This window comes from Paraburkholderia unamae (assembly GCF_003268775.1).
Lineage (GTDB): Bacteria > Pseudomonadota > Gammaproteobacteria > Burkholderiales > Burkholderiaceae > Paraburkholderia > Paraburkholderia unamae.
This window is the reverse complement of the sequence record NZ_QLSU01000033.1, coordinates 72,128-95,826: the sequence shown is the minus strand read 5'-3', so window position 1 is coordinate 95,826 and position 23,699 is coordinate 72,128. Positions and strand designations below refer to the sequence as shown.

The following is a 23,699-nucleotide window of genomic DNA, read 5'->3' as shown; positions in this document are numbered from 1 at the left end:
TCCCGCCCGATCATGTCGCCTGATGCCGCGCCACGATGCTCGTCCGCACTGCCCGCGACCCGCAGTACGAATCCCGCCGACTATGACCGCGCGGCCGGTCCCGCCTCCGTGATGGCCAAGGAATATGCGGACGGCTTGACGGTGGGCGAGCACCGGCATGTCCGCGCTCAACTGATCTACGCGACGCACGGCGCCATCGAAGTGACGGTCGGGCAGTCGCTGTGGCTGCTTGCGCCACAGCGTGCGCTCTGGATGCCCGCCGGTATGCCTCACGCGATGCGCGCGCGCGGCGCCGTGTCGCTGCGCAGCCCGTACATTCGCGCCGAAAGCTGCCCGCACGGTTTCCCCGAGACACCGCATGCCGTCAACGTGACGCCGCTGCTGCGCGAGTTGATTCTTCGCGCCGTTTCGATACCGCTCGACAATGAGCCTGCCGGGCGCGACGCGCTCGTGATTGCGCATCTGCTCGCCGAAATCGAATGGGTGCCGGGGTACCCGCTGCGTATGCCGGGTGGCGGCGACCGGCGCCTCAAACGCGTTTGCGATGCGATGCTTCGTGCCCCGGCCGATGCGCGCACGCTCGACGCATGGGCCGACGAAGCCGGCGCATCGACGCGCACGCTCGCGCGCCTCTTTCTCGCCGAAACCGGCGTCTCGTTCGTGCACTGGCGTCAACTCATGCGTGTCCAGCATGCGCTGCCGTTGCTGGCCGGCGGGACGCCCGTCGCCGAAGTGAGCCTCGCGCTTGGCTACGAAACGCCGGGGGCCTTTGCGGCGATGTTCCGTCGCGTGACGGGCACAACGCCAAGCGCGTATTTCAGGTTGTCCGAAACGGCGTAGCGCATGTCCTGACTTGCGGCGCGCCACGCGCGGTATTTGCGTATCGTGAGACACGTGCGCCGCCACTTGCGCGCACATGACTGAAGAGGGATACGCAATGGAACGCAAAAACGTGGAGTTTCTGTCCGAGGGCGCGCGGCTGCGCGGCTGGCTCTATCTGCCGGTGCCGTCGCCGCGTGCGGGGGGACACCCGGCCATCGTGATGGCGCACGGCTTTTCGGCGGTCAAGGAACAGTATCTCGATCGTTACGCCGAGGTGTTCGCCGGGGCGGGTTTCGTCGTGCTCGTCTACGATCACCGCAATTTCGGCGAGAGCGAAGGGATGCCGCGCCAGGAAGTCGATCCGGCTTTGCAGAAGCGCGGCTATCGCGATGCGATCAGCTTCGTGGCGGCCCGGACCGAGGTGGACGCGACGCGCATCGGGATCTGGGGTTCGAGTTTCAGCGGCGGCCACGTGCTTGAAATTGCCGCGATCGATCGGCGCGTAAGGTGTGTGGTGTCGCAGGTGCCCCAGATCAGCGGCTATCAATCGGCATTGCGCCGCACGCGCGCCGACCATGTTCCGGCGCTGCTGGGTCGCTTCGAGGCGGACCGGGCACGCCGCTTTGCAGGCGGCGTACCGGCCATGCTGCTCGCGACGAGCGCCGATCCGGCCGAGCCCTGCGCGATGGCGGGAGCCGACAGTCACGCGTTTTTCGCGGCCACGGCCACGTTCGCGCCGAACTGGCGCAACGAAGTGACCTTGCGTAGCGCCGAGCTTTCTCGTGAAAACGAACCCGGCATCTACATCGCGCGCATTAGCCCGACGCCGCTGCTGATGATTGTCGCGGAAGCGGACACGTTGACGGCGACAGATTTGTGCCTGCGTGCGTATGAGGAAGCGCTGCAACCGAAGGAGCTCGTGATGATTTCAGGCGGACACTTTACGCCCTATGTGGAGCACTTCGAGAGGACCAGCCAGTGCGCCGCGCAGTGGTTCAAGCGCCATTTGATTGCCGATTGTTGAGGCGCGTGCGCTGGCTGGCGGATAGCTTTAGGTATGCGAAGTTTCCTGATCTCGAAAATCCGATCATCGGACATGTCGATTCAATCGAGCTTTCGGGCAAGCTAGGAGCCTTTTGCGGCTTTTGCAAACGCTTCTGCGAGTTTGTCGAAATGCTTGAGCGCGGCGGGCGTCAGCTCGATCTGCTTGCGACGTGCGTCTTCCGTGTCGGTCAGCGTGAGCCAGCCTTTTTCCCGCATCGATGTGACGCGCGCATGGAGCGTTGCCGGCGAACCCAGCTCGCTGTGCGCCATCATGTCGCGAACGGAAAGTCGATCGTTTTTTTGCGTCGCGCGAGCCACGAACTCCAGAATTTTTTCTTCGAGCGGATCGAGCACCGGCAGCGCTGGCAGGCCACGCAGCGCTTCGGCCAATTGCAGAAATCGAAGATAAATGTCAGCGGGACGTTTCATCGTTTGCGCAACGTTCAAGGTGGCGGAGCGCGAGACGATGCTCCAGTGAGCTATGATGCGGCCAATCAAAACGAATGACGAGATTATACCGCCGTGGGTAGCTTACGTTTGCATGTCTGGTCGATCACTGGCACGGCCGTCGCGTTTCTGCTGTCTCTGTGGATCAATCAGGAGGTGTTCACGCACACGTCGTTTGTACGGGGCGTAAACTGGATCTATCTCCCATCGGGAGTGCGTCTGCTGGGCACGCTGCTGGTGGGTGTCGATGGCTTCTTTGGCTTGCTGATTGCGGGCCTGCTGGTGGACTTCCTCTACTGGTTTCCTCACGATCCGGTTCGAGCAATCGCGGGAGCGGTCCTTGGCTCACTCGCCCCGTATGTGGTTTACCGGCTCGCGCTTGAATACTACGACCTGCGTGCGTCGCTGACAAACCTTACGCCGAAGCGGCTCCTTATCATGGCGATTGCGTATTCGGTTGCGAATCCGCTGTTCCATCACGTGTGGTTTGCGCTGACCGGCACGACGAAAGACTGGTTCGAGAGCTTCTTCAGCATGTTCGTCGGCGACCTGGCGGGCGCGCTGATCATGCTGTACGCGATGAAGGGCATCCTGGCCTTGCTGCCGAAACAGGCGAGCGGCTCGCGGACGACCGGCGGCATGTTCCTGGTGCGGGCGGCGCTGGACAGCGCTTATAACAATCAGGTACGGTAGCGCGCAAGTGCTGTCGCCAAATAAAAAATGGTGGCCGCCTCAGGGCGTCATCCTCACCATGCATCCATACAGGATGGGCCAATCGACCGCTAGCAGCGGGATTGTCCTGTCGTGACGGGACCAGTACGCGAAGAAGCGTTGCCAGCTATCGAGGAAGATGCCGTCGCCGGGGCTGAGCAAGCACGGCGGTCTCGCGACGAATGGAACCATTTCCGCAGGAAATGTGAGCGAGAGCGTTTCGAGTGCATCCGACGGTTCGCAGGCAGTCGCGAGATGGGTCGACAACTGGCCGCGTACGGCGTCCACGACACAGGTCGTGCTGACTTCGATGTATGACGCGCGCACTCTGCTGAGATCCGTCCATCGAGCCGATTGCGGATCTCCATCCTGCGCGATTCTCCTCAGTGCCGGAAGCTTGACGTAAGCCGCCAGCGCTTCGAAACTCGTCTCTTCCCTTCGTAACGCGTCTTGAAACATGGGATAGGCCAGGAGCCAGGAGATCTCATGGGAAGCGTCCACCCGGCGCGCTACGGAAGTCAGGGCGGCCAGGCGTGGTTCGACGAGAGGCATGTCTCCTCCATTTGTTATAAAAATAATAACGAATGGTTGTGGTACGCGCAAGTTTCGTTCAAGCAGCGCTGCCGGTTATATTCGTCGATGACAGCGGTCAGCCCAGCGACAGCTTGCGAAATTCCGCGCAAACCCGTGAAGGCTTGCGCAGAACCGGGCGCCATGCCTTAGTCAGTCATGCTACCCATTTGCTTGGGCGTATCCGAGGCAGAGGTCGGCAGCTTGCTGATCTTGCCGGACTGGGCCAGTTTGACCAGGCCATCGGCGATCTTCGCCGAATTGTTCGCCTGCGAGGAGACCGACGAGACAACGTCCTTGAGCGAAGAAAGGCGGGGGAGCAGCGTCGGATTCGCGGTCACGCCGGATACCAGCGAGGAGCTTTCGCCTGCCAGTTGCTTGTCCTTCAGCACGCCGACCATGAAGGAAAACGCCGCATTGCTGAACTGGCTGAGCTGGTGCTTGTTCATGGCCGAGATTTTCGCCTGCACCTTGTCGCTGTCGAGGGCCTTCTGCACGATGGTCGCGTCGTCAGCATTGAGCTTCGCCAGCGCGGCGTCGCGTTCCTTCGGATCGGCAATGTTGTTCGCTGCGTCGCGCTTTGCCTTCTGGTCTTCGATCACGTCCTGGTCCGCGACGCCGTTGAGCATGTATTGCGTCGACGTCGTGATCAACTGATCGGCATCGTGCGCGGTCTTGATGAACGTGTCGATATTGCCGCCGTTGACGGCGCTTCCAGAGGTGCTCTGGCCACCCATGCCCGGCACGGCGGCCGTCAGGTTGCTCAGGCCAAATGCCGAAGCCTGCGAGGTGAGGCCTGCGCAGGCCGCGCCGATTGCGAGGGTGCAGATAACGTTGCGCGTGGTTTTCATGAGGATTCCTTTTTTTATGGGTTCTTGCTCAAAAGCTGTTTAAGTACGACATCGAGATTGGTTCGCGTATCGCCCGCAAGATCGACGGCCTGAAGCGACGTGCTGTCCGTGGCGGTGGTCGACGCCGGATAGCCGCTCGACGTGAAGCCGTGCTGCATGATCATCTGGCTCGTGACCTGCGCGTCGGTTTTCAATTGATAGCCGAGACGAATCTTGTAGGTGCTGGTGCATGCGCCGGCGTTGCATTGCGGGTCGGCGGGGTCGATGCGATACAGACCGACGAGGCAGCGGTCATGCGCGGCGGGTTGCAGGCTCAGGTCCGAGGCGAAGCCTGACTGGCCGCCGATCTTGCCCTGCGCGAGCGCGGCGATACCGGGGTCCACCAGGAAGAGGTGTGAGCGCGCGGCGGCGGCATAGGCGAGCGCATCGAAATGATCGAGTGCGGTCGCGCCCATCTGACTCTTCTCCGCAGGGCAATAAGCGGTCCGCTGGCCGCCGGCGGCGGTATTGGCGATGCCGTCCATGAGAACGACGTCGCCGCGTTCTGGCCTGGGCGGCTTGCCCGCAATGGGGAGGACCGTTGCCGCGACGAGGGTGCCGCCGTCGCCGTGGCCCGTCACGCTCGCCTCCCACGTCGGTACGTACACGTCGTCCGCCACGCCTGCGACATGGCCGATGTCGTGATAGACGCGAAAGCTTGCGCCGGCCGGCAGGCTCACGCCGGGATCGTCGACCTTGAATGTGTCGCCGTCCGCGTCGCTGAGTTTCAGCGAGATGGGGCGGAACTGGATGTCCTTCGCGAAGCGTGCGGCCAGGTCGGTCAGGGCGTTCTTGAGCACGATTTCGCGGCGGTCCGCGAGATCGAAGCCGGAGCCATTGGTCACCGTATCGTCGATGCGGTCGTTGACGTCGGTTGCATACAGCACACGCCCGTCGCGCGCGACAAGCTCGGCGAAGGCCCATGCCTGCGACACCTGCTGCGTCTTGTACGCGAGATTGGTCGGTAGCGTGTATTGCTTCGCCGGCGGCAGCACCATGCGAATGAAATAGTCGGGCAGCGTGCGCTGCCCGCTCACCTGGTGGCCGATCTGGGTATGACGGTCGATCGACGCCTGCACCTGGCTGTAGTTGGTGTTCAGCGGGAGCGTAGCGAACGACGCGCTCGTGCCGAGCTGGTCCGCAAACAGCTGCGTGCTGACCGCCGCCGAGAGATCGGGGTTGTGCTCGCTCACGAGCGTGATCACGCGAGGCTTGCGCACGTCGGACAGCGCCATGGTCGTCGGGCGGCTGAAGAGCGTGCCGCTTTGGGGCGTGCCCAGCACCGGCACCGCCACGGCGTAGTGTGCGCCGGAATACTCGACGCGGACTTCCGCGTTGTCGCTATCCATGACGTCGCCCTTGCCGATGCCGGCCTCGTAACCCTTGTCGAGAATCAGGTAGCCGTGCCACGTGTCGGCGGCCTTGGCTTCGACAACATAGGGTTTGAAGTTTTTCGCGGCGTCGCTCAGGACGCTGTCGAGCAGGGCGGCGAAACCGCTGCGATAGGCCGCGCGCACCTTCTCCGCGTTGTCCTGGGAGGCCGGGTCGCCCGAGACGGTCTGCACGCTGTAGCGCGTCTGCGCAAACGACTGGAGGACTTCGCCGGTCATCGGGTTGCTCACGTAGGCGCTGAGCGTGATGGGCTGATAGATGTCCGTCGTGCCGTCCGTCTTCGCAATGTTGTAACGGGACGCACGCGTCACCTGGACGGACAGCGCGAGCGTACGCTGGCGGTTGCCGCTGTCGATCGTGCTCGTGATGGCAGGAAAACGAGCATGCGCCGTTTGATCGACCAGCGCGCTCGCTGCCGCCATGTCGAGCGCGTTGCGAAACGCCGGATCGATCTTGCTGTCCGGTGCGTTGTCGGCGCCCGGCTTGCCGGTGGCGACATCGCTGAAAAAGACGCCAGGCACAACGTAGAGCCCCGCTCCGGCGGCGGCGAAAGCCGGCGCGCACGCGCAGGACATCGCGGCCAGTGCGGCTGCCATGGAAGGTTTGATGCGCATGTCAGTGAACCGCCTTGCCCTTGTTGCAGCCGTCCATGCACAGCGTCACCACATTGCCGTCCACGACCGAATCCAGATTCGCGAACTGCGGCTGGCTGGACAATGCCGTCGCAATCGACTGGTCGAGCGGGTCGCTGCCCTTGTAGGTGGCGACGAACTCCAGCTGGCCGTTGGCGGCCTGGCGTTGCGTGGTGTCCTCGAGGCCGGGGACGGCCTTGATGGCGCGCGTGAAGGCGGTGCGGTTCATCAGCGAGAGATTGTTGCCGGTGAGCCGCACGACGTACTGCGCGCCATACATCGAGCGCTTCTTCACGAAGTTCTGGATGCGCTCGCCAACCTGTGCGCCCAGGCTGCTCGCGAGTTTGCCTGCGAGGCGCGCACGGCAGTCATCGGACGAAGCGCCGAATGAAGATTCCGATTCCGTGGCCGAGCCGATATCCGCACCGGTTCGGGTTGAGAACGTCTTCGTGCTGGCGACGCCGGTACAGGCCTGCTGGCCGGTATTCTTGTCGACGCCGAGATCGTAGATCACCGACGAGCCGATCATGACGTAATCGGCGCTCGCATCCTGGCGCGCGAAATCCACGTATTTGGCGAGTTCGCTGCTGTTTTCGAGCTGGTCGAGCGTGACGGCCCGATTGCCGAAATACTTGCTGCGAAAGAGCGAGTTGTCGATCACGTTGAGGTCGAGATCGCCCAGTTGGCCCTTGAGAGCGTTGTAGGTCAAGTTCTGGCGGTCCGGGCCCTTGTTTTGCGGCTGATACTTGACCAGCTTCTTGTAGTAGGTGTTGTCGTGATCCTCGGACGATACGCTATGCGCGTAAGCCGACTTCGAGGAGGAGGCAGCCGCCACATTGCTGCTCGCTGCCGCGGCGACCTGGGTGTCGCGCATGCCTGCCGCCTGATGGCTGCTGGAGCCGGATGCGTCGAACCGTCCCGAGTCGCGGGCGGCGACGGCGGCCTGATCGCCATAGCCGTTTTGTGCCGCGCCCGCGAAACGCGAGTCATAGGCGCCGCTCACGCTACCCGCGGCGGCGTCCTTCGTCGCGTACGCGGAACGGTCGCGTGCCGCATAGGCGGCCTTGCTGCTGGCCGCGAAGGCAGCGCTTTTCGAACTCGCTGCCGCGTCCTTTTCGTTGTAGTGATTGCCGGCCTCGTGACGGAATTCCGTGAGTTCTTCGAGCGGCGCATGCAGATCGGTGGGCGTCGTATAGAACTCATCCATCATCACGAGGATGGGCTGGTTGCGCGTGGTGTTCGTGTTCAGCGCGAGACCCAGGTCACTGATTTCGCTGCGCAACGCCTTGTCGTCCATGCGCAAGGTCACGCTGACCTGGTACTGACCGTCTGCGCTGCTCGGGGTCACGTCATAGAACACGTTTTCGCCGATCTGCTCGACGAGATCGTCGAGCTTGTCCTGCACGGCTGCATTCTTGCTGGTCCCGGCGCCGACGACCTTGTCGAGTGCGGCGAGCACTGCGCGGCGCTTGGCTTGCCTGAGCGCCGTGGTGCGAACGGAATTGATGTCGCCGGTAATCGCGGACGTGCCCACGCCGCGCGCTTCGATATCGAGCGCATTGGCAGTGAGCGGCGCAGCGGTGATCACTGCCGCCGAGGAAATCAGCAGTGCCGTGGTGAACGATTTCATGGGGATGTTCATTTGGAATCGGGAAGTGAAACAGAGACGTCGCCCGCGCGCACGACGGCGCCGTTCGACGTCTCGCTGATGCTGGTGTCACCCGCCTGCGCAACGGGGCGCGTAAGGCCGTATTGCGCCAGCAGGCGGTTGTATTCGTCAGAAGTCCGCAACGGGGCGAGATAGCCGTCCGCGTCGAGACGCGTCGTATCGCGCAGGCCGTTGCTGAACGCGTGCGAGAGTGCGGTGAGCGCTTCGAGCCGGTTGCCTGCCGCGGCGTTGGCGTCGGCGTCTGCCATCCATGCGTCGACGTCGTGCGCATTTGCATCGGTCAATTGCCTGGCCAGTGTCGCGGCCTGGCCGTAGTTCTTCTGGTCGAGCGCGTCGCGTACGTCCTTGACGGTGATCGGTACGCTACCCGCGGTGGCTGGCGCGGAATCGCTCGCGGAATGGCATCCCGACAGCAGCAAGCCCCAGCCAAAGACGCATGACAGCAGGACTTGCGGGATACCAGCTTTGGCGGCCACGCGGGGTGGCTGTCCCGACTTATTGACGCTGGCGGATGCAGCTCGCCGGGAGGTGCGCCGGCTTGCGAAGGACTGCGTGTCAGGGAACATCGAAAGGTAATCGATATAAAAATTATAACAATATGGGCATGGGCAGAAATGATCGCCTGTATGGGTATCGGCGGAAATCAGGGCAACTTTAGTGGGCGCTGAAGAATTTTTTCGGCGGTCGAGGCGGCATGCAAGTCGTACTTGTCACGTCGGACACATTGTCTGACTCGAACGGGGATACCCACACGCGCGTGCGTCAGGATGACGCCTGATGTGGGCGAGCTTGCCCCGAAGACGCACGCTTCTTCACACCTCAAGAAGCGTCGCGGACAGGGCCGGGACTCAATCGGACGGGAGATCGCGTCCCGAGAAGAACTGATTGTCGGGTACGACGTTGAGGGCGATCGTCAGCCGGTTCGCGTAATTGAAGAACGCTGAAATTTCGAGGATCTCGACGACGGCTTCGCGCGTAAAGCCGACGTCGTGGAGACGCTGCAAAGCGCTTTCGTCGACGAGGCCTGGTTCGCGCGTGAGTTGTTCCGCAACCTCGGCGAGCGCGGCTTCTTTCGGGGCGAGCGGCACATGGTGCCAGCCCTGCGCGATGCGCTGCGCGCGCACGGTGTCGCCGAGTGCCGCCGCGAGCGCCTGAGTGTGGTTGAAGACGCAATAGCTGCACGTGTTCGCCGCGGAAGTCACGACCGCGATCAGTTCACGCTCGGTGGCCGTCAGGCGGCTGCGATGCGGGTCGAACAGATGCTCGTAGAACGCCACGAGCCGCCACGCCGTGTCGGGGTTGACGGCAAGCGCGGCAAGCCAGTTCGGCACGAATCCATACTGGCGGCGAAAGCGTTCGAAGAGTTGGGCGGCATGCGGCGGCAGCGCCGACTCGTCAGGCAGGCCAAGCCGGGAGACGGGCTCGTGCGCGTTGTCGTGATGGGTAACGGCGTTCGGACGGCGCAAAGCAATTTCGACAGTGGAGGCGGCAGTGGACATGAAGGAACGCCCTCGGTGCGGGTGCTGAGTGGAAAATCTTCGAAGACTGATCGCGCAGCCACGCTCTGGCGCCGCTGCGCAAGGACGGATGCAATATCAGGTCTGCCCGAGCACGCCCAGCCAGATCTGACCGATCAGTTCGTGCGTGGCATCGCCGTTGGGTGGATGGAACGCACCGGCGCGCACGTCACGAAATAGTCTTTCAAGTTCTTGCCTGCGCGAAAGCGAGCCCGCGCCGCCCACCTGCAAGGCGAGATTGACCACGCGCAGCGCGCCGTCCACGGCATGCTGCTTGGCGGCAAGCAGTTGCGCGAGCCACGGTTCGCCCGGCGCGTATCCGTCCCACCATCGTTGCGCCGTGCGCTCCAGCAGCGCGTCGATGCTTTCCAGTTCGATGGCGGCTTGCGCAACGTGAGCCTGCGTGAGTGGCTTGAATGCATAGGTGCGCCCGCCCAGCGCGAGAGAGCGCCGCGTTCGCGCCGCCTCCAGCGCGAGATCGAAGGCGCGCTTTGCGAGGCCGTAATAGACGGCGCCCAGCCCAGGCAGCACCGCGCCTAGAATGCCGTCGACGAAGGGGTCGTCGGGCGGTCCCGCGGGCAAAACGCGCGTGACATGTTCGGGCTGCGCAACGGCGCCTTCGAGCCAGGTGTCGTGGCTGCTCGTTGCGCGCAAGCCGAGTGCGTCCCATGTGGGCGCGGTGCGATGGCCTGCGGCGTCACGGCGAATGAACGCATGCACGATGCGCGGATTGGCCGGATCGCTGTCGTCGCGTCCATGCACGCCGAGCCAGTCCCACGCAGGGGCGAGTGACGTGAAGATCTTGTGGCCCTCGAAGCGCCAGGCGCCGTTTGGCAGCGGCGTCGCTCGCACGGTCGAGTCCGCGAGGCCCGCGTCGTTGCCGGGCTCGCCGTGGCCCGCGGCGAACACTTTGCCTGCGCCGATTTCGCGCAAGATCCAGTCGGCCGAATGATCGCCACGCCGCCACAAATGCAACGCCGCGCCAGCCCAGTAGAGGTGCATGTTGAGGGCGAGCGCCGTGGCGGGCGCACGATAGGCGAGCTTGATCTGTTCGCGCAGCAACGCGGGCAACGTCAAGCCGAGTCCGCCGAATTCGCGCGGCACGCTCGCACGCAAGAAGCCGGCAGCGTTCAGATCCGCGAGATCGTCGGTGAAGAAAGCATTATCGCGATCGTATTGCGCTGCGCGCGCGCCAATGCGTTCGAGCAGAGGTTCTGTAAGGAGCGGCGCTCTCGCCTGTTCTGTGAGGAAAGACTGCTGCGCTTCGGGTTCCAGTGTGGTACTCAAAACATGACCTCCTGTATGCGAGGGCGAACCTCTGGCACGCCGTCGTGTTGTCATTGGCCGCTGCATGGTGCTCCGTGTCCATTATGGTTGTGGCATTGAGGTACGGCTAATATCGATTCGATATTTGCATTTCGGTGCCGGAAAATATGGACATCGAATCATTTCTGCAATCGTGTTGATTCGGTCGATGTGTCGGAAGGGCGGCCACGCGGTGCAAGCAGCGGCGCCGCAAGCGAAGCGATGCCCGCGAAGTTGTCTCGCGGCGCCCGTTCGCATTGGAACGGGGCACCCCGGCGCGCCGTGATGCTCCATTGCCAATTCGGCAACGCTTCCGGCCAAACACGGCAATTGTCACCGGAGAATTGGCTTCCTAAAATCGGGCAAACTCCTGCACTGCCTCGATTCTGGAGACATGGCGTGCGCGCTGGGAGTCAAACGACAACAGGATTCCCATGCAAACAGTGACGATGCGTCGCGAGGCCGCGAGCAGCAAACACGAAGCATCCCGAGGCGCCGTGGTCGCGGCCGTGATCGGCAATGCGCTCGAGTTCTATGACTTCACGGTCTATGCGTTCTTTGCCGCGATCATCGGTCGAGAATTCTTTCCCTCGGATAGCCCGTTGGGCGCCTTGTTGCTGTCGGTCGCGGCATTCGGCGTCGGCTTTCTGGCCCGCCCGCTTGGGGGGATTGTCATTGGGCGCTATGCCGATCGCGCGGGCCGCAAGCCGGCCATGCTCCTCACGCTGGCGCTGATGGCGGTCGGCATGGCAATCATTGCGATTGCGCCCCCTTACGCATCGATCGGTCTGGCCGCGCCGTGCCTGATCGTGCTGGCCCGGCTCATCCAGGGGTTCGCGTGGGGCGGAGAGGCCGGGCCCACCACGTCCTTCCTCGTCGAAACCGCGCCCGAAGGCAAGCGCGCCCGTTACGCGAGCTGGCAAGTGGTCAGTCAAGGACTGGCCGTGCTCGTCGCAGGCACGATCGGGGTGCTGGCTTCCGCATCGCTGTCCGCCGAACGCATGCAGGCCTGGGGCTGGCGCATTCCCTTCGCGCTCGGGCTCGCTGTGATTCCGGTCGGGCTGATCCTGCGCCGCAATATGCACGAGACAGCGCCCCATGCCGACACCGCGCCCACCTTCGCCGCGGCGACGGCATCGATGCAAGGGCGCTATGTGAAGTGCGTGACGCTTGCCACGTTGATCATTATTCCGAGCACCGTGACGGTCTACGTCAACAACTACATGACCAGCTACGCGCTGACGCTCCTGCACTTTCCGATGACGATGTCCATTGCCGTCACCATGATGGTGGGCGCATGCATGGTCGTTGCCGCGCTGGCGGGCGGTGTTCTGGCGGACAAGTTCGGGCGCAAGGTGGTCATGATCGTGCCGTGCACGCTGCTGATGCTGGTGGCGTATCCTGCATTCGTCGTACTGAATAGCTGGCATTCGTTGATCACGCTGTTCGCCGTGCCTGCGGTGCTTGCGTTGCTGACCGGATCGCACGCCGCGGCCGTCATCACCATCATTCCGGAAACATTCCCGAAGGCGCTGCGCAGCACCGGCCTTTCGATCAGTTATGCAATTGCCGCGACGATATTTGGCGGCAGTACGCAATTCGTCGTGACCTGGTTGTTGCGCATGACGGGCAACCCGCTTTCGCCGGCGTTTTACATCATGGGCGCCTGCGCGCTGGGTCTCGTCGGCATGGCGCTGTTGAGTGAAACGCGCGACACGACGCTCGGCTAGCCGAATCCCGCTTGAGTATTGAGGACGATTGATGCTGATTGACGCGCACCACCATCTGTGGCGTATCGCCCGGAACGACTACGGCTGGCTGACCCCGGAAACGGGCTTTCTCTACCGCGATTACGAACCGTCGGATTTCAAGCCGCTACTCGACGCGCACGGCATCGAGCGTGCGGTCGTGATACAGGCCGCGCCAACGCTGGCGGAGACGGACTTTCTCTTGTCGCTCTCGCAGGCGCATCCGTATCTTGGCGCCGTAGTCGGGTGGGTGGATTTTTCGGCTCGGGATACGCCGGAACAACTCGACCGCTTGTCGAAGCACCCACGCTTTCGTGGCGTGCGGCCGATGATCCAGGATATTCCGGAAGACGACTGGATGTTGCGCCCGGAGTTGAATGATACGTTCATCGCGCTCACACAGCGGGACTTGAGCTTCGACGCACTGATTCAGCCGCGCCATCTGCGCGCGTTGATCGAACTGGTGGGGCGGCATCCGTCACTGCGCATGGTGATCAATCATTGCGGGAAACCGGAGATTCGCGACTGGCAGGTGGGGGATGCCCGTTTCAATGCCTGGCAGGCCGGCATTGCCGAGCTGGCGCGTCATCCGAATGTCTTCTGCAAACTCTCCGCGTTGCCGACGCGGTCGGCGCCCAACTGGAGCGCCACGACGTTCGCTGACTATGTAGAAGTCCTGATGACGGCGTTCGGTGAAACCCGGCTGATGTGGGCGAGCGACTGGCCGATTCTCGAACGCAACGGTCGCTACGCGGACTGGTTGCGTGTCGCCCGTCAGCTCGTGCCCGAATCGGCTCACGCGAATGTTTTCGGTGCCACGGCGCAAGCGTTCTATCGAATCGAATGACAACGCGGCGGCGGACCGCCGCGTGGGTTTCGCGTTCAGCGATGTTTGTCGAGATAACGGGTCAGCCGTTCCACGCCCGCTTCGATACGTTCCGGCGTGCTCGCATAGCACCAGCGGAGAAAGCCTTCGCCTTCCGGTCCGAACGCCGCGCCCGGCGCCAGTCCGAGCCCGCCTTCGGCGACCAGTTGCTTGCAGAACGCGAGACTGTCCGTGACGCCGCCGACGCGAAAGAACGTGTACATCGCACCCGGCGAGGGCGCGGCAAGCTGGACGCGCGGGACTTCGGCCAGACGCGCCGCGAGCAGGTCGCGCGATTGTTTGAGGCGGGCCACGGTGCGCGCAATGACCGGCTCGCCGTGTTCGAGCGCATGCAGCGCGGCGTGCTGAAGGAAGCCCGGCGTGCAGGTGGTGCTGAATTCGATGAGCTTGCCGATCTCCGGCAGGAGCGGCGAGGGCACGACGATCCAGCCGATGCGCCAGCCGGTCATCAGCCACGCCTTGGAGAACGAGTTGCAACTGATCACGCGATCGCTCGCGTCGGCCAGATCGAGGAACGAGGGGGCGCAGTGCGCGTTGTCGTAGTAGTAGCGCTCGTAGACGTCGTCGGTGACGATCCAGATGCCGTGCTTGCGGCAATGTTCGAGGACGGTGCGCTGGGCTTGAGCGCTCATGACCCAGCCGCTCGGATTGTTCGGCGAATTGACGAGCAGTGCGCGGGTTCCCGGGCGTAGTGCATCGAGCAGGGCGTCGAGGTCGAGTTGCGAGCCGCCGGCGCAAAAGTGGAGCGACACGGTTTCCACCTGGGCGCCGAGAACTTTGGGCATTTCGACCAGGTTCGGCCAGAGCGGGGTGATGGCGACCACGCGGTCACCCGGATTGATGATCGCCTGCATCGCGAGCATCAGCGCCGTCGTGCCGGAACTCGTGACGGCGACCTGGCCGGCGTCGAAGGGCGCGTGCGGCCGATGCAGGCGGCTGATGTAAGCGGCGATGGCTTCGCGCAACGCCGGCAGACCGAGGGTCTGCACGTAGAACGTGTCGCCGTCAGTGAGTCGCTGCGCGGCAATGCTGCGCACGTCGGCGGGCGTGGGTTCGTCGGGTTCGCCGAACCAGAACGGCAGCACGTCGGTGCGCCCCATGCCGGCATTCGCGACTTCGCGGATCTTCGAGGAGCGCAGGGCTTGCACGGCGCTGCGCGCGTGCTGGGAAAGGGAGGGTGTCGTCGACATGGGAAGTCTCAGGATCGGTTTGCGTTGAACGGCCGAAGGGCTTGTTTGATGGGATTGAAGTGCGGCATCGTCAATGGACTGCGGTTGATGACGGTCTTAACGATACCGCCAGCGGCGAGGCGCATTTTGCTGAAGTGAGACGGTAAAAAGGCATGCATGCGCAATGAACAATGCGCGATAAACGGAAACGTGAAATGAATGAAGCAGAGGTCAGGATCGACCGGGCGGACAGCCTGATACTCAACGCCTTGCGCAGTGACGGAAGGTTATCGAGCCAGGAACTGGCCGAGCGGGTGTCGTTGACGGCGTCGCCGTGCTGGCGGCGTGTCAAGCGTCTGGAGGAAACCGGCGTGATCCGCGGCTATCACGCGGATATCGACCCGAGGCGACTGGGCTACCACGTCATGGCATTCGCGCAGGTGGCACTGGAAAAGAAGGACGCGGTGCATGTCCGCGCGTTTGAAGATGCCGTCAGGGCGTGTCCGGAAATCCTCGCCTGTCACTGCATTAGCGGGCGTTACGATCACCAGTTGACGGTGATCGCCAAAACGCTCGACAGCTTTGGCGATTTCATCCGGCTCAAGATCGGCACCTTGCCGAACGTCCAGGAAATTCATACTTCACTCGTGCTCAAGGAAGTGAAGTCGCTGGCTCACGCGGCGATCGAGATCGCCTGATCATGGACTGGAGAAACTGCATGACCCGAAAGACCGCAATCGAGTGTGCCGAGCGCTATTTCGACGACGGGCGTTTTCTCGACGACCTCGGGCGCCGTGTCGGCTGGCGCACGCAAAGCCAGCATGCCGAAAGCGCACCGGCGCTGCGGGCCTATCTGAGCGAGGAAATGGAACCCGCGCTGGGCAAGCTCGGTTTTGTCAGCAAGCTGCACGACAATCCCGTTTCAAACGGGGCCCCGTTCCTGGTCGCGCGGCGCATTGAAGATCCGGCACTGCCCACGGTTCTGGTCTATGGGCACGGCGATGTGGTGCGAGGCCAGGAGGAGCAGTGGACGCACGGGGCGGGCCCCTGGCAGATCGCCATTGAGGACGACCGTTGGTACGGGCGCGGCACTGCGGACAACAAGGGGCAGCATACCGTCAATCTCGGCGCACTGGGCGCGGTGATCGAAGCGCGTGCGCAAGCGGGGAAACCGCTCGGTTTTAACGTGACGGTTCTGATGGAAATGGGTGAGGAAGTCGGTTCTCCCGGGCTCAACGATCTGTGTGCGGCGTTGAGGGATGAACTGCACGCCGACGTGCTGATTGCGTCCGACGGTCCGCGTATCGGCGCGGCACGGCCGACGATCTTTCTCGGCTCACGGGGCGCGGCGAACTTCGAGCTGTCCGTGACGGCGCGCGACAAGGCTTATCACTCGGGCAACTGGGGCGGTCTGTTGAGCAACCCGGCGATTCGCCTCGCCCATGCGCTGGCGAGTATCGTCGACGAAAACGGGCGCGTGCAGGTCGAGGGCCTGCGCGCGCCGGCGATCGATGCGCCGGTGGGGGCGGCCATCGCCGATCTCGAAGTCGGAAGGGACCCGGGCGACCCCGTCATCGATACCGAATGGGGAGAGCCCGGTCTCACGCCGGCCGAACGTGTGTTCGGCAGCAATACGTTCGAGGTGCTGGCGATGGCGGCGGGCAATCCGGTGCTTCCTGTCGGGGCGATTCCGGCTACGTCGCGTGCGTTTTGCCAGTTACGCTTCGTTGTGGGAACGGATATAGCGGGACTCGAAGCGCATCTTCGCAAGCATCTCGACCTGCACGGGTTTCACGATGTTGACGTCCGCGTGACGCTGGTGGCGCCTGCCACGCGTCTCGCACCCGATCATCCGTGGGTGTCCTGGGCCGTGCGCTCGATCACGCAAACAACGGGAAAGAAAGTCGCCATTCTGCCCAATCTGGGCGGCACCATTCCAAACGATGCGTTCGCCGATGTGCTCGGATTGCCGACCATCTGGGTTCCGCATTCCTATCCGGGCTGTGCGCAACATGCGCCGAATGAACATATGCTCGGGAGCGTCGCACGCGAAGCGCTGCGAATGATGGCCGGGCTATTCTGGGATCTTGGTGAGATCGGCACGGCGAGGGTGCCTGCTGCTCATGGCTGAGGCTTCGCTTGAGGCCAGCCGGTTGCCTGCGGGTATGCCTGCTATTCGCGTGCCTGTCGCGATGCGCGCGTCTCGCGCACCATGCCGGGCACGTGCTTGAGTTCGGCCACCAGAAAGTCGGCGAACTCGCGAACTGCGGCGGGCAGTGCGCGACCCATCATCGTCTGGACCTCGACGCGGCGCTGCTGCACTTTTCCCGCCAGCGGTACCGCGACGAGCGCATCGCTTTGCTGCTTGCCTCGAACCGTCAGCGCGCCGGAGAAGGTGATAGCGCCGGATAACTGGGCGTACCGGTAGAGCGCCTGGCTATTGTTGGTCACGAATACGGGCGTGAGTGCGATGCCCTCCGCGCCCGCGGCCACATCGATCAGCGTGCGAATGGTGGTGCCGGGCTCCGACAACAGGAGCGGGTGTTCCGCGATTTCCGAAAGTGTCAGCCGCCGACGCCTGGCCAGTGGATGATCGCGGCGCATGAGCGCAAACACGGGCGCCCGGCACGCGTGGATGATGTTCACGCCGGTCTGAACCGTGAGGCTGAAAGTGAGCGCGAGATCCGCGTCGCCAATACGCACCAGCCGGGTGGCGTCGTCGGGGCGAGTGACCGACAGTTCGAAGTGCACGCGGGGATTGGTCTGCCTGAACACATGAATCAGTGAGGGCAGGAAGTCGGTGGCAAAGCCTTCGGAGCAGGCGAGTTTCACGACACTGGCAAGCGAATTCTGCGCACTGTCGATATCGTGCACGATCTGCTCGGCTTCGAGCAAGCTTCTGCGTGCGTAGCCAAGGAGCGCCTCGCCTGCGCTGCTCAATATCATTCCACGCGACTGCCGGTCGAACAGTTGGGCGTGCACCTCGTATTCGAGTTTGGCAATCTGACGACTGATCGCCGACGACGCGACGTGCAGCCGTACCGAAGCTTCGGCAATCGACCCGGTGTTCGCCACTTCGACGAAGTAGCGCAACGCGGTGGAATGAAGGATATGCGTCATGGACGGAGCGGTTCGCTGAACGGGGCGGCAATGAGGTTCGCGCGATGAGGCTAGCACGAACGCTGCCTCATCGCGCTTCACGCTCCCGTTTTCACGCCCCCGTTCAGGTCGGCAATCTCCCGGCAGCTTTCATCGGGACACGACCGTCTCCCGTATTTCCCATTTGCCGCCGCGAACCTGATAGATGGTTGTTGCCGCGGCCTTCAAGGCGCCGGTGCTGTCGAACTCGATCGGCCCTGACACCCCCTGGTATCTGGCCGTGCGCAGTTTCGGCAGATAATCGGCCGGTTTCGACGAGTTGGCTTCCTGCATGGCCTTGATCACCACCCAGGTGGCGTCGTATCCCAAAGGCGCATAGACCTGCATATCGGCGTTGAAAGTCTTCTTGTACCTGCTTTCGAACTCCGGTCCGCGCGGCATCCGCGAGACGGGCAGCCCGTAGTCCAGGCCTTCGACGCCCTCGGCGCTGGCACCGGCGATCTTGATGAAATCCTCGGATACCGTGCCGCCGCCACCCATCAACCGGGTCGTCATGCCGAGCAGTTTCATCTTCTTCGCGATGCCTGCGATCTGTGGACCGAGCCCGGAGAAGAACAGGAGATCCGCATTCACGCTTTTGATGTGCGTGAGCTGCGCGCTGAAGTCCATGGCTTTATCGCTCGTGTACTGCTGGTCGACGATGGTCCCGTGGGCGGCGAGCACAGCCTTGCGAAACTCCTGGGCAGCGCCCTGGCCAAAGGCGGTCTGATCGTCCATGATCGCGATCCGCCGGGCCTTGAGGGAGTTGACGGCGTAGGTGCCGGCACTCCCGGCGGTTTGCGCGTCGGTCGGCACGACGCTAAACACCGTATTGAAACCTTGCTTCGTGATGATCGAATTCGAAGCCGCAGGCGTAATCATCGGGATGCCCGCGCTGGCGTAGATTTTCGATGCCGGGATGGTCGTGCCGGAATTCACATGTCCGATCACGGCGCTCACGCCCTCGTCGACCAGCCGTTGCGCGACCTGCACGCCGGTGCGGGGGTCGCCCTGGTCGTCCATGTATTCGGGCGTGAACTGGACGACCTTGCCGCCCAGCGTGATTTTTTGCGCGTTGGCTTCTTCGATGGCGATCCGCACGCCGTTTTCCATGTCCTTGCCGTAACTGGCGCCCGACCCGGTCAACGGGCCCACCACGCCGATCTTGACGCTGACCTGGGCATAACCCGACGCGCTCGCCGCCGCAAAGCACAGGGCCGTCATGGCAGCCAATGGATTCAGTTTCACTGTGTCTCCTGATTTAATCTTGATAGATGAGAAGCTGCCGGTGCCTCACGTCCCGGCTTATGCGCAGTTCACGCCGTTTGTTCCCAGACCGTCCACTTCGTAGTGCCAGACTTCACCTTCGACAGGAAAGCGCGTGCGCACCACGCTTCCCGTCATGACGATCTCGCCCGCACGGAGATGCAACCCTCTGGACGCAAGCTCTTGCGCCAGCCAGGCGACGGACGCAAGCACGTGCCGATAATCGACCTCGCCGGTTTCCGCCGGCGGGTGTTGCGAAAACACGCGCGCTTGCCGAACGGTAAATTCATCTGGAAGCGGTTGCCAGTCGGCCAGCACCACGCCCGCATTCCACGCGTTATCGGCGATCAGCGAGCCGGCATCGAGCGTGCTGTATTGCGCATGGCGGTCGTCCACCAGTTCGAGTGCCGGGCAGATCGCCTCGGTGCAGGCCGCGATATCCGCCGTCGACAAGGGCTTGCCGTCGGGCACGATATCGTTGCCGAGCTTGACGGCGATTTCGAATTCCAGACCCAGATGGACGTATCGATTCAGATCGATGCGAAGACCGCCTGCGTGAACCTGGTCGCTCAGGACGCGGCCGAAGACCGGTTTGTCGATGCCGCACATGGTTTGCATGGCGGTGGACGTGAGCCCGATCTTGTAGCCGACGACGTCGGCATTGCGCGCCTTGCGCAATAACGCCACCAGTTCGTCCTGCACGTCATAGGCGGCTGCGGCGTCGAGAACCTCGCCTGCCCGCCGAAGCGTGCTGAAAGGCGTGCGCGCGGCATGTTGCTCGAAGAGCGCTTGTGCGAGTTGCTGTTTCGTCGAGTTCATAGGGATGTCGAGATCGTCGATCAGGTTGAATGCGATTCGGGCCCGAGGCTAGAACGTGCCGGGGTACAGGCCGCCGTCGAGCAGGATGTTCTGGGCGGTCATGTAGCCCGCGCTCCTGCTGCAAAGAAACGCACACACGTCGCCGAATTCCGACGGCGTGCCAAAACGCTGTGCGGGAATGGCCAGGCGCTTTTGCTCGGATACGGGCACGTTTTCTCCGGCTTGACTGTCCCAGCTCTCGAACATCGAGCGGAGTCGGTCGGTCAGGAAATACCCCGGCAGGAGATTGTTGATCGTGACGCCGCGTGCGATCACCTCGCGCGCCACGGTCGCCACATAGCCGGTCAGACCCAGGCGCGCCGCCGTGGAAAGTCCGAGCAGGGCTTGCGGCTGCTTGACCGTGACGGAGGTGATGTTGACGATGCGGCCATGACGCTGTTCCAGCATGGCCGGCAAAAACGCCTTGATCAGAAAAATGCCGCTCAGCATGTTGGCTTCGAGCGCCGCGATCCAGTCCTCGCGCGACCAGTCGGCATACTGGCCCGGCGGCGGACCGCCTGCGTTATTGATCAGGATATCTACATGTTTCGTTTGTTCGACGATCGACGCACGACCGGCTTCGGTCGAAACATCGGCGGCAATCACCTCCACCTGCGCGCCGCTGCTTTCACGCAGTTGCTTGCCGGCGGCGATCAGTTCCGTCTCGTTGCGCGCAATCAGCGTGACTCGCGCACCCTCGCGCGCGAGCGCTTCGGCGCAGGCATAGCCGAGTCCTTTACTCGCGCCGCAGACGACGGCGTGCCGATTTTTCAAGCCAAGATCCATGCATTGCTCTCCTGAGTAAGCCCGACCATCGGCCCGATCGACGTGCCGGACGTTCACTGCGCGGGTCGACGCCGCGCGTCGCGCGATGGTTATTTTGCAAGCAAACTATATCCGTCATGGGTAGAAATTGTTTGGCGGAAATTGCCGCCGTGAGGCTTTTGTTTAAAATGAACGTTTCGTCAACAGGCTGAATTTGAAATGAACGATGCAGAACATGAGGTCGATCGCGTCGACCTTCAGATTCTGAAAGCGCTGCAACTCAACGCACGGCTGTCGAGCGCCGAGTTGGCCGAACGCGTGGATCTGACGACGTCGCCGTGCTGGAGGCGGGTCAAGCGTCTTGAGCAGGAGGGGATCATCTGCGGGTATCACGCCGACGTGGACATGAAGAAGCTGGGTTTTCACGTGACGGCGTATGTCTACGTGTCGCTCGACAAGAAGGACGAGAAGCACGTCAAGGCATTCGAAGATGCCGTGATTACGAGTCCGCAGATCATCGCGTGTAGCTGTATTTCGGGCCGCTATGACCACCAGCTCACTGTGGTCGCCCGCACGCTCGACGAATTCGGCGAATTCGCCCGCCATCAGATTGGCGCCTTGCCGAACGTGAAGGAGGTCTATTCCGCGTTTGTCCTGAAGGAAGTGAAATCGCGCAAGCAGGCGCTTGTCGACTTGACGTAGGGGGGGCGGGGTCGAACGGCGGGCGCGAGGCAGGCGAAGGCCGCAAGGTGTGCGGCCGAAGCGCAGCGTTGATGGGCGAGCCGGTCCGTGCGGAAGGGCGTGGTCGCGCCTGCAATCGATGGCGCGGTTTCTATCTCATCGTGCAACTAACCGTCCTCGCCGCATACGTCCCTCGAACGCCGGTTCCCGGCGCGTGACTGCGGTCAGCAGGGCGGCGAGCGGCGGCACGGGCGTTTGCCTCGCACGCGGGCATGATCATGCTCCATGAGTGCTGTTGCGCACCAGAACCGTGCCCCGCTGCGCTACCGTGCGGCGATACCCACGCCCGAGACAGGCGAAACGCACTGGCATGGCACTTGCAATGTTTGACGTGAAGGCGAGTCAAGAATGATTCGCCCTGGGCTTATCTCATTCCGTGGCTGCGGCATGCCTACTCGCGCTGGCCAGATTGAACAGGCGCGATCAAGCGGAAAGTCTGGGACGACGGAATCGCAATGTTGGATTCGACCTGTTTTTTCGCCCTAACGCTCGCGACACTTGCTATCGCTAGCCGGATGGTCGCGCTCATTCACAAGGAAAATGACCGTGGCACGGCTTTCCAGCAAATGCGGCTGGCGTTGCACGTCGCTTTGATCTTGGTGTTGGCGATGATTTTCGATGTTGGGATCGAGCCGGCCTTCGCATGGCTTCGCCATATGCTGCCGCATGACGGTACGCCGGAAAACCGTACGATTGCAGCGATGCTGACCAGCTTGGGATGTGCGGTATTCGTCCTTGTCGTTCCTTGGGGCATGGTTGCCGCCGAACGATTGCGACGCGATGTATCGTCGGCTCGCAAGCTCACCACCGATCTGATGGATCGACTCCGCGCCGTTCCTTCGCCGGATCAAACCGCGCGCGGCGGGCTGGATGAAGTCTTGGTTCCGGTGGTCGCTTGCGCATCCTCCCGGCATATACCAGGACTTGGCGATCCAGCTTGAGGCGATGAGGTGCGACGAGGATAAGACCGGCTCCGTCCGCCGATCGCTTATCGGGACACCCGTGCGGACTATCGGCGCGCGTTCCTCTTGACGCTCGCGAACATCGTTGCCGGTGTTCAGAGATCTCCGCGCACTTCACCGGTTCCCAGCGCAGTCCGCTGCCGGTTGACCTCCGCCCAAAGCTCATCGCTGTCGTCATTGCGCAGCAGGACCATGCAGTCCAGTTGATTGTCGGTCACGCCGAAGTATTCCTGGATCTCCCTGCGAATGGCATCGACGAACTGCGCGTATTCCGGGGTTGTCTGGGCCTGCGCGTGCAAGGCGTCGTATGCCGCGTCGTCCGCGCCGCCGCCGTGCTCGTCGATGTAGCGCGTGATCCACTCGTCACGTTCGCGGTCGTAGTCGGCCTCGGCGCGCATCGCCTGCACGGCCGTGTAGAAGTCCAGTTGGGCAAACGCGGCGATCGCCGCTGTGGTTGCCTCGTCGAATGTCGTTGTCATTGCCTGTCTCGTGTTGGGCGGGGCACATTATCGCCGCACGCTGTCCGGCGCGGTCACTCGCAATCGACCGTTAGCGCGCTTTCGGCAAGGCGGCGCGCTGCCGCTCAACGTCCAGGCTCGGCGCAAGCAGGTCACCGATGTTGCCGCGGGCTGCGCCCTCAAGTCGTCCCGCGCGACCCGTTTCTTGTGCTTCGGAGGGCGCACGGAGATGCATTGTCAGGCCTTTTGCTCATGCAGCCATGGCGCGAAGCTCAAACCGACCAGCACGCCTTCGGGGCTGATGAATCTCGCGACTGTTTGCCCCCAAGGTTCTGTCCTTGCTTCATGAATAAAAACTTGACCCTTGACCTTCATTTCCTGAACGGCCGACTCGACTGCCTTGGCATCCGCGAGTTCGAACTCAATCGTTGCGGTTGGCTCGGGAATAGAAGTCGGCCACGCATCCTGCCCGAAGCATGACTGAGCGGCCATATTCAGAGGCCACACACCAAAGTGATTGGCTCCGGGAAACTTGTCCATGAAACGATAATCGGGCGATGCGTCAAACCGCTCCAGCGGCAAGCCAAGTTTCTCCTGATACAGGGATGCACTGGCATCCGGCTGCTTTGTAATCACGGCGAACCCAGCAATGCATGTGATTTCCATGGCAACTCCCGCGCCTGTGGCGAAGCCTGACTGTCAATTGAGC

Annotated in this window: 24 protein-coding genes and 1 pseudogene; 9 read left to right on the top strand and 16 right to left on the bottom strand. The window is 62.8% G+C overall.

All coding sequences use genetic code 11. The features are described from left to right. Positions 1-12: 12 nt before the first annotated feature. Both C7401_RS36470 and C7401_RS36465 read left to right on the top strand, forming a co-directional pair. Positions 13-840 carry an AraC family transcriptional regulator gene (locus C7401_RS36470; RefSeq protein WP_220092892.1) on the top strand — a complete coding sequence of 276 codons (828 nt, stop codon included), beginning with the start codon at positions 13-15 and terminating at the stop codon, positions 838-840. A gap of 97 nt (positions 841-937) precedes the next feature. After that, on the top strand, positions 938-1,846 hold the full coding sequence (locus C7401_RS36465; protein ID WP_112176900.1) for an alpha/beta hydrolase: 909 nt from the start codon (positions 938-940) through the stop codon (positions 1,844-1,846). 101 nt (positions 1,847-1,947) lie between these two features. Here the strand turns inward: C7401_RS36465 and C7401_RS36460 are convergent, their stop codons facing one another. Further along, complete coding sequence (locus tag C7401_RS36460; protein ID WP_112176912.1) at positions 1,948-2,295, bottom strand: winged helix DNA-binding protein; 348 nt, start codon at positions 2,293-2,295, stop codon at positions 1,948-1,950. 93 nt (positions 2,296-2,388) lie between these two features. On the opposite strand from C7401_RS36460, the gene C7401_RS36455 reads away from it, so the two are divergent. Then, on the top strand, positions 2,389-3,006 hold the full coding sequence (locus C7401_RS36455) for a hypothetical protein (protein WP_112176899.1): 618 nt from the start codon (positions 2,389-2,391) through the stop codon (positions 3,004-3,006). Between the two features lie 39 nt (positions 3,007-3,045). On the opposite strand, the gene C7401_RS36450 is transcribed toward C7401_RS36455, so the two are convergent. From C7401_RS36450 to C7401_RS36420, 7 genes are all read right to left on the bottom strand, one after another. Beyond that, positions 3,046-3,576, bottom strand: a complete 531-nt coding sequence (locus C7401_RS36450; RefSeq protein ID WP_112176898.1) for a hypothetical protein — start codon at positions 3,574-3,576, stop codon at positions 3,046-3,048. Positions 3,577-3,743: 167 nt separating this feature from the next. Then, positions 3,744-4,445, bottom strand: coding sequence for a hypothetical protein (locus C7401_RS36445; protein ID WP_112176897.1), 702 nt, complete (start codon positions 4,443-4,445; stop codon positions 3,744-3,746). Between the two features lie 14 nt (positions 4,446-4,459). Next, positions 4,460-6,472: a hypothetical protein gene (locus tag C7401_RS36440; RefSeq protein ID WP_146758058.1), complete on the bottom strand. Its 2,013-nt coding sequence runs from the start codon at positions 6,470-6,472 to the stop codon at positions 4,460-4,462. 19 nt (positions 6,473-6,491) lie between these two features. Next, complete coding sequence (locus tag C7401_RS36435) at positions 6,492-8,138, bottom strand: hypothetical protein (protein ID WP_112176895.1); 1,647 nt, start codon at positions 8,136-8,138, stop codon at positions 6,492-6,494. A gap of 8 nt (positions 8,139-8,146) precedes the next feature. Further along, on the bottom strand, positions 8,147-8,743 hold the full coding sequence (locus C7401_RS36430; protein WP_146758057.1) for a hypothetical protein: 597 nt from the start codon (positions 8,741-8,743) through the stop codon (positions 8,147-8,149). A 282-nt stretch (positions 8,744-9,025) separates the two neighbouring features. Further along, positions 9,026-9,676 (bottom strand): peroxidase-related enzyme, encoded by a 651-nt coding sequence (locus C7401_RS36425; RefSeq protein ID WP_112176893.1) that lies wholly within the window; start codon positions 9,674-9,676, stop codon positions 9,026-9,028. Between the two features lie 96 nt (positions 9,677-9,772). After that, positions 9,773-10,981 (bottom strand): acyl-CoA dehydrogenase family protein, encoded by a 1,209-nt coding sequence (locus C7401_RS36420; protein ID WP_258397364.1) that lies wholly within the window; start codon positions 10,979-10,981, stop codon positions 9,773-9,775. Between the two features lie 452 nt (positions 10,982-11,433). On the opposite strand from C7401_RS36420, the gene C7401_RS36415 reads away from it, so the two are divergent. Then, positions 11,434-12,729, top strand: a complete 1,296-nt coding sequence (locus tag C7401_RS36415; RefSeq protein WP_112176891.1) for an MFS transporter — start codon at positions 11,434-11,436, stop codon at positions 12,727-12,729. A gap of 31 nt (positions 12,730-12,760) precedes the next feature. Continuing rightward, positions 12,761-13,594 carry an amidohydrolase family protein gene (locus tag C7401_RS36410; protein WP_112176890.1) on the top strand — a complete coding sequence of 278 codons (834 nt, stop codon included), beginning with the start codon at positions 12,761-12,763 and terminating at the stop codon, positions 13,592-13,594. A gap of 35 nt (positions 13,595-13,629) precedes the next feature. Here C7401_RS36410 and C7401_RS36405 read toward each other — a convergent pair whose 3' ends face one another. Further along, a complete protein-coding gene (locus tag C7401_RS36405) occupies positions 13,630-14,823 on the bottom strand; it encodes a pyridoxal phosphate-dependent aminotransferase (RefSeq protein WP_112176889.1) in 1,194 nt (397 codons plus the stop codon). A gap of 194 nt (positions 14,824-15,017) precedes the next feature. Here C7401_RS36405 and C7401_RS36400 point away from each other — a divergent pair, with 194 nt between their 5' ends. Further along, the gene (locus C7401_RS36400) at positions 15,018-15,500 is read left to right on the top strand and encodes an Lrp/AsnC family transcriptional regulator (RefSeq protein WP_112176888.1); all 483 of its coding nucleotides are present in this window, start codon (positions 15,018-15,020) and stop codon (positions 15,498-15,500) included. A 20-nt stretch (positions 15,501-15,520) separates the two neighbouring features. After that, a complete protein-coding gene (locus C7401_RS36395) occupies positions 15,521-16,933 on the top strand; it encodes a M20 family metallopeptidase (protein WP_112176887.1) in 1,413 nt (470 codons plus the stop codon). Between the two features lie 41 nt (positions 16,934-16,974). On the opposite strand, the gene C7401_RS36390 is transcribed toward C7401_RS36395, so the two are convergent. From C7401_RS36390 to C7401_RS36375, 5 genes and pseudogenes are all read right to left on the bottom strand, one after another. Beyond that, positions 16,975-17,697 carry a LysR substrate-binding domain-containing protein gene (locus C7401_RS36390; RefSeq protein ID WP_258397368.1) on the bottom strand — a complete coding sequence of 241 codons (723 nt, stop codon included), beginning with the start codon at positions 17,695-17,697 and terminating at the stop codon, positions 16,975-16,977. Between the two features lie 39 nt (positions 17,698-17,736). Further along, positions 17,737-17,922: pseudogene (locus C7401_RS45805) on the bottom strand (helix-turn-helix domain-containing protein); the annotation flags it as partial. 129 nt (positions 17,923-18,051) lie between these two features. Next, on the bottom strand, positions 18,052-19,188 hold the full coding sequence (locus C7401_RS36385) for a branched-chain amino acid ABC transporter substrate-binding protein (RefSeq protein ID WP_309252017.1): 1,137 nt from the start codon (positions 19,186-19,188) through the stop codon (positions 18,052-18,054). 57 nt (positions 19,189-19,245) lie between these two features. Beyond that, the gene (locus C7401_RS36380) at positions 19,246-20,025 is read right to left on the bottom strand and encodes a 2-keto-4-pentenoate hydratase (protein WP_112176884.1); all 780 of its coding nucleotides are present in this window, start codon (positions 20,023-20,025) and stop codon (positions 19,246-19,248) included. Between the two features lie 48 nt (positions 20,026-20,073). Next, positions 20,074-20,850 carry an SDR family oxidoreductase gene (locus C7401_RS36375; RefSeq protein WP_112176883.1) on the bottom strand — a complete coding sequence of 259 codons (777 nt, stop codon included), beginning with the start codon at positions 20,848-20,850 and terminating at the stop codon, positions 20,074-20,076. Between the two features lie 198 nt (positions 20,851-21,048). Here C7401_RS36375 and C7401_RS36370 point away from each other — a divergent pair, with 198 nt between their 5' ends. Together C7401_RS36370 and C7401_RS36365 are read left to right on the top strand one after the other, a co-directional pair. Next, positions 21,049-21,531: an Lrp/AsnC family transcriptional regulator gene (locus C7401_RS36370; RefSeq protein WP_112176882.1), complete on the top strand. Its 483-nt coding sequence runs from the start codon at positions 21,049-21,051 to the stop codon at positions 21,529-21,531. A 494-nt stretch (positions 21,532-22,025) separates the two neighbouring features. Further along, on the top strand, positions 22,026-22,511 hold the full coding sequence (locus C7401_RS36365) for a hypothetical protein (RefSeq protein WP_112176881.1): 486 nt from the start codon (positions 22,026-22,028) through the stop codon (positions 22,509-22,511). Between the two features lie 116 nt (positions 22,512-22,627). Here the strand turns inward: C7401_RS36365 and C7401_RS36360 are convergent, their stop codons facing one another. Then, positions 22,628-23,011 carry an ATP-dependent protease gene (locus C7401_RS36360; RefSeq protein ID WP_112176880.1) on the bottom strand — a complete coding sequence of 128 codons (384 nt, stop codon included), beginning with the start codon at positions 23,009-23,011 and terminating at the stop codon, positions 22,628-22,630. Between the two features lie 216 nt (positions 23,012-23,227). Then, positions 23,228-23,656: a VOC family protein gene (locus C7401_RS36355; protein WP_112176879.1), complete on the bottom strand. Its 429-nt coding sequence runs from the start codon at positions 23,654-23,656 to the stop codon at positions 23,228-23,230. Positions 23,657-23,699: the final 43 nt, after the last annotated feature.

What these genes read in the sequence shown, in the direction of transcription:
- C7401_RS36445 (WP_112176897.1), bottom strand. Translation starts at nt 4,445, where the DNA reads ATGAAAACCACGCGCAACGTTATCTGCACCCTCGCAATCGGCGCGGCC.
- C7401_RS36405 (WP_112176889.1), bottom strand. Translation starts at nt 14,823, where the DNA reads ATGTCGACGACACCCTCCCTTTCCCAGCACGCGCGCAGCGCCGTGCAA.
- C7401_RS36415 (WP_112176891.1), top strand. Translation starts at nt 11,434, where the DNA reads ATGCAAACAGTGACGATGCGTCGCGAGGCCGCGAGCAGCAAACACGAA.
- C7401_RS36380 (WP_112176884.1), bottom strand. Translation starts at nt 20,025, where the DNA reads ATGAACTCGACGAAACAGCAACTCGCACAAGCGCTCTTCGAGCAACAT.
- C7401_RS36470 (WP_220092892.1), top strand. Translation starts at nt 13, where the DNA reads ATGTCGCCTGATGCCGCGCCACGATGCTCGTCCGCACTGCCCGCGACC.
- C7401_RS36365 (WP_112176881.1), top strand. Translation starts at nt 22,026, where the DNA reads ATGTTGGATTCGACCTGTTTTTTCGCCCTAACGCTCGCGACACTTGCT.
- C7401_RS36465 (WP_112176900.1), top strand. Translation starts at nt 938, where the DNA reads ATGGAACGCAAAAACGTGGAGTTTCTGTCCGAGGGCGCGCGGCTGCGC.
- C7401_RS36400 (WP_112176888.1), top strand. Translation starts at nt 15,018, where the DNA reads ATGAATGAAGCAGAGGTCAGGATCGACCGGGCGGACAGCCTGATACTC.
- C7401_RS36370 (WP_112176882.1), top strand. Translation starts at nt 21,049, where the DNA reads ATGAACGATGCAGAACATGAGGTCGATCGCGTCGACCTTCAGATTCTG.
- C7401_RS36430 (WP_146758057.1), bottom strand. Translation starts at nt 8,743, where the DNA reads ATGTTCCCTGACACGCAGTCCTTCGCAAGCCGGCGCACCTCCCGGCGA.
- C7401_RS36355 (WP_112176879.1), bottom strand. Translation starts at nt 23,656, where the DNA reads ATGGAAATCACATGCATTGCTGGGTTCGCCGTGATTACAAAGCAGCCG.
- C7401_RS36435 (WP_112176895.1), bottom strand. Translation starts at nt 8,138, where the DNA reads ATGAAATCGTTCACCACGGCACTGCTGATTTCCTCGGCGGCAGTGATC.
- C7401_RS36360 (WP_112176880.1), bottom strand. Translation starts at nt 23,011, where the DNA reads ATGACAACGACATTCGACGAGGCAACCACAGCGGCGATCGCCGCGTTT.
- C7401_RS36440 (WP_146758058.1), bottom strand. Translation starts at nt 6,472, where the DNA reads ATGGCAGCCGCACTGGCCGCGATGTCCTGCGCGTGCGCGCCGGCTTTC.
- C7401_RS36460 (WP_112176912.1), bottom strand. Translation starts at nt 2,295, where the DNA reads ATGAAACGTCCCGCTGACATTTATCTTCGATTTCTGCAATTGGCCGAA.
- C7401_RS36375 (WP_112176883.1), bottom strand. Translation starts at nt 20,850, where the DNA reads ATGGATCTTGGCTTGAAAAATCGGCACGCCGTCGTCTGCGGCGCGAGT.
- C7401_RS36450 (WP_112176898.1), bottom strand. Translation starts at nt 3,576, where the DNA reads ATGCCTCTCGTCGAACCACGCCTGGCCGCCCTGACTTCCGTAGCGCGC.
- C7401_RS36410 (WP_112176890.1), top strand. Translation starts at nt 12,761, where the DNA reads ATGCTGATTGACGCGCACCACCATCTGTGGCGTATCGCCCGGAACGAC.
- C7401_RS36425 (WP_112176893.1), bottom strand. Translation starts at nt 9,676, where the DNA reads ATGTCCACTGCCGCCTCCACTGTCGAAATTGCTTTGCGCCGTCCGAAC.
- C7401_RS36395 (WP_112176887.1), top strand. Translation starts at nt 15,521, where the DNA reads ATGACCCGAAAGACCGCAATCGAGTGTGCCGAGCGCTATTTCGACGAC.